The organism is Deltaproteobacteria bacterium (assembly GCA_018668695.1).
Classification (GTDB): domain Bacteria; phylum Myxococcota; class XYA12-FULL-58-9; order XYA12-FULL-58-9; family JABJBS01; genus JABJBS01.
Genome location: JABJBS010000199.1, coordinates 1 through 4,415 on the forward strand (window position 1 = coordinate 1; position 4,415 = coordinate 4,415).

Annotated in this window: 4 protein-coding genes; all 4 read right to left on the bottom strand. The window is 53.0% G+C overall.

Annotated features, from left to right (window positions below; translation table 11 throughout):
• Positions 1-326, bottom strand: a 326-nt coding sequence (locus HOK28_10505; protein MBT6433514.1) for a glycosyltransferase family 2 protein, incomplete at its 3' end; no start/stop codon positions are given.
• Positions 327-334: 8 nt separating this feature from the next.
• A complete protein-coding gene (locus tag HOK28_10510) occupies positions 335-1,300 on the bottom strand; it encodes a hypothetical protein (protein ID MBT6433515.1) in 966 nt (321 codons plus the stop codon).
• Between the two features lie 64 nt (positions 1,301-1,364).
• On the bottom strand, positions 1,365-3,626 hold the full coding sequence (locus tag HOK28_10515; GenBank protein ID MBT6433516.1) for an amino acid permease: 2,262 nt from the start codon (positions 3,624-3,626) through the stop codon (positions 1,365-1,367).
• A 111-nt stretch (positions 3,627-3,737) separates the two neighbouring features.
• A partial coding sequence (locus HOK28_10520) for a hypothetical protein (protein ID MBT6433517.1) occupies positions 3,738-4,415 on the bottom strand: 678 nt, incomplete at its 5' end.

Below are 4,415 nucleotides of genomic sequence, written 5' to 3' on the forward strand. Positions count from 1 at the left end.
GCATCTTGAATACCGATAAACGCACCGGTGGCCGCTGCAATCCCGGCACGCACCGCAGAGCCTTTGCCTTTATTCTCTGAATGAAAAATGAAGACAGCCTTTGAACTAAAATCAAAGCTTTCCAATAGAGCGCGGGAGCCGTCGGCGGAGCAATCATCGATGAAAACCAGCTCCTTTTCACAAGGTAGCTTCAGTTCATCCAATGCTTTGAGAAACGCGGGGAGGTTTTTTACTTCGTTGTAGATCGGCACCACAATGCTGACTCGGTGATCCGAGCTGCATTGTGATGATGTGCCCGCTACGGGCAATGGCGCCGATTCATACATAACAACCTTTAGAGTGCCCTATCTTCGATGCATAAGTCATCCACACAAGTCGTGTTTTCTGGGCATGTCATCGCTGCCGTACATTCCATACGTGCACATCGGCCGCTATCGCTGCAACCAAACATCGGCACCGCGCATTCACCGCCCGTGCACCAGCTGATGCCGCACTTGCCGCTGCTTAAGCAGTAAAGCCCTGGAGGACAGTCGTCCTGACCATTGCTGCTGCTGCACTCGATAACGCAGGCACCCAGATTACACACTGTGCTTCCCGGGCAATCCGCATCAACACCGCATCCGTTACACACACCACCTGGAGCGGTTCGGGTACATGTGAGGTTCGTATTGTTTTCTTGGCAGTCTTCGTTGGTTACGCACTGACCGATAGGCCGACCCGCATAAGGATCTGGCTGAGGAACATCGCATTCACCGTTGGAGCCAAACGCTACATACGCGGCGCGGCGAAAACAATCATTGGAGTAAGTCACGCCATCGCAGCCGCAGACCGGATCGTATTCCTCTGTGCACATGACCGCTTCAGGTACAACACAGGTACCCATCATATCGCTTCCACAAAAGTCATACTCACTCATGTCGCACACCTGACCTGCGTCACAAGTTAGTCCAGCGAAGCCGCCGCAATCATTGCCCGCGGTATCGCTTGGGTCAGTAGCGTCACTCGCATCAGAAGCGTCGCTCGTATCAGAAGCGTCGCTAGCGTCAGAGGCGTCACTCGTATCAGAAGCGTCGCTAGCGTCAGAAGTATCACTCGCATCAGAGGCGTCGCTCGTATCGGAAGCGTCGCTAGCATCAGAAGTATCGCTAGCGTCAGAGGCGTCGCTCGTATCAGAAGCGTCGCTGGCGTCAGAAGCATCAGAAGAGTCAACAGGATCCGAGTCGGCGGAACTGCAGCCCACAACCAAGAGACTTAGACTGAAACCGAGTAGGATAAAGAAAGGCAGAGGCCGGCGTTGCATGTGAGCTCCTAATTTGTGAATTCAAGGGCCTGTTTATAGCCTTTTGAGCCCATTCGTCGAGCGTTCAATTGCCTTTGCGGTCAAAAATCATAGGAAGAGGAAGGCGGGTATTGTGGCGGCTCAGCAAAATCGCGGCGGTATTGCACTCATGGGCAATACGCATGGCGGGGTTTTCGAGGAGATTCGCGTGCGGGATTCGTCCGAGGCCTAAAATGATGAGGTCATAGTTCTCCGAGACCTCCAAAATAGCCTCCACCGGCGTATCACTCTTGAGTACTTCTACGTTGACGTGTGTTGGCAGCTTCACTTCGGCCAATCGTTCAATGGTTTGACGTGTATCCTTCACGCTCGCCTCAGATGCGGAAGCGGGCACCACCGAGATAAAAGTAACCTCACGGTCTTTGCCTCGGCTAAGGCTACCTAGGAACCGGGCACGCAGTTCGTGCTCAGTTCCCCGGCCTGCAACCGGCACGAGAATTTTTCGAGCTTCGTGCAGCTGCCACTCAGGTGGGCTTTTCATCAATGCCACATCACAGCCCACTTCTTCGATAAGATCTTGAAGATCTCGGTTGTGGGTATCCTTCGAAAGCTGACCCAAACCGAGTAAAAGACTCTCGCATCGGTGCTGAGATGCAACCCGCTTGATTTCGTCCCACGCGGTGGGCGCCCGGGTGATCAGGGCTTCAGGTCTGTGACCCTGAGAATACGAAAGTGACAACGCCTCCTGTAATACGTTTTGAGCGTCTCTTAATCCTTTATCCGGATCTTCATTGGCTCGGCTTGTCACAATGCTCAACAGGAGTACACGGCCAACACTGCTTGGAGCCATGGCATTTGCGATCCCCACCATGGCTTGTGCATGTGCTGGGTTGGCCACTGGGAGCAATACAAAAGGGCTTCGTCCACGCAGCTTAACCAGAGTGGGATCTAGGCCCTCAGCGCTCGCATCGACCAGCTCGGCGCCTTTGGAAAACAAAGACACGTAAAGAAGGCTTCCCAGCCCCAGCCAGAAGAAAGCAATCAAACCAGCCCCGGGAACGTTCACTGCCTGAAAAATCGCCAGCGCGGTGCAGCACACCCCGCCCACAATCGGTACCAGCGGGAAGAATGGAGTTTGGTATGAGCCTTCCAAGGCGCCCATGCGTTTACGAGCTAGGTAGGTCGTACCGTGCGTTAGTGCAAAGGAGAGCAAGAAAATAAGACTTGCAGCCGCACCAGCACTCGCAAGATCGGGCACCATGAGAGTAATTGCCATGAGCGTTAGTGAGGTCGCGTAAATTGCCATCACCGGCGTTTGACGCTCTGGGTGCATGGTTGCAAAAACACGCGGTAGAGTATGATCTCGCGCCATGGAAAGAGCCACCCGGGAAGCCGCTAATACATTCGCGTGCAGAGCTGAGAGAGTCGCCATCACGGCCGCTATAATCACCAGCCAATAACCAAGCTCGCCCATGTAATGTCTGGCTGCCAGCGCCACGATGGTCTCAGGGTGCTTTGCTGAGAGTTCCGTAATAGTGGTGCCTTCGGGCACACCCACCGCTGAGACCAAGAAGAGCAGAGGTATATAAATGACCAATGCGAGGCCTAAACTAAAGAGCATCGCACGCGGGATGACTCTGCCCGGCTCTTTAATTTCTCCGGCTATGGTCGAAATGAGGTCGAAACCTTGCAGAGCAATGAAGGTAAAACCCATCGCCGATAAAAGCCCTATCGAGCCCTCGGTAAAAAATGGCGTCATGTTGGCGGCGGTCTGCTCTAAAGGCTGGCGCATCAAAGCAAAGAGGCCTGCTAGAATTAACACCACAAAAACGACAACTTTGCCGTTGGTCGCCCAGCTTCCACCGCCTGTACTTTTGCGAATCAAAGAGACCGAATAGGCAATGATAGCAGAGAGCGCTAATAGCAAAGCCGTACTCCGGCTGCCTAACCAATCCGGTTGAGCCACGCCCAAAACATCTAAGATACTCTCCACCAAAAGAGCACCGTAGGCGGCAAAACCCAGAGCATAAAGAACGCCTGCCACGATATAGGCAAACCACATAAACCAGCCCACGCCGAAAGCTGCGCGCACCGATAATACTTTCTTAGCGAAAGTGTAGGCACCGCCCGACTGCGGGAATGACGTTGAAATTTCAGCAAAGCTTAATGCGGTTAAGAGAGCGATGAGCCCATTGAAGAGAAATGCTAATAAGGCCGCCGGCCCCGTGGCCTCGAACGCTACGCCCGCTAATACAAAAATGCCCCCACCAACAATCGCACCGACGCCAACGGTGGTCGCACCGCGTAAATCCATGGTTCGACTTTGAGCATTTCTATTTTCAGACATCTATACAACTTTACGCATGGATGCCCCTTATTCCAAATAATAAAAAAAACCGGCCTCAAATCTCCTTGAAGATCTGAGGCCGGCGATAGAAGCCAGTTCAATACCGGTGACTTAAGGCTCTAGGTTTTCCCAGAGCTTATCCAAGGACCAATCATAACCAAGGGTGGTCTCCACGATAGAGAGTGTTCCGTAAGACTGGAGAATATAATGGCGGTCGCCGCGTTCATCGAATATTTGAGGTCCCGAAGCACCGTTGAGATAAACGGGAGTCCCTGCATCAATTGCCGCCTTTGCGGCTACAAAACCATCGCTATTCGGAGCCACTGCTGTTCGAGCCGAGCTCTGTGCTGCATCAAACTTAAAGCTCTTCATACCCTCATAGGCAGCTTTCTGAGTCATCCCATGGCCATCCGCATTTCCTTGCAGAAGAGCCAAAGCAATCTGGTACATGCAATCGGCATGCATGGGCGTAAATGCACTCGCGTCATTGAGTGGATCACCCGTGGTTGCCTTGAGGCGGTTCGTCCAAGCTTCAGAATTGGTCGCAGCAGCTCCGCCGTAATAAGGCGTCGTTGCAACAACCTTGTTGTCTGCGTTTTCCAACCAATCTGAAAACGAGGAGTCAACGCCGTCAAAGAAGTCATCACTCAGCATTCCATCGGTTACAACCAATACCCCACTGAACTTGGCAGTCAGGGCAGTGATGATTTTACCCGCGGCCAAGGGCAAGCCAATGGCCACCAATGCCTGAGGTGCTGGGGAAATCGCATCGTATAAACTTGTGACCGC

What these genes read in the sequence shown, in the direction of transcription:
- HOK28_10510 (MBT6433515.1), bottom strand. Translation starts at nt 1,300, where the DNA reads ATGCAACGCCGGCCTCTGCCTTTCTTTATCCTACTCGGTTTCAGTCTA.
- HOK28_10515 (MBT6433516.1), bottom strand. Translation starts at nt 3,626, where the DNA reads ATGTCTGAAAATAGAAATGCTCAAAGTCGAACCATGGATTTACGCGGT.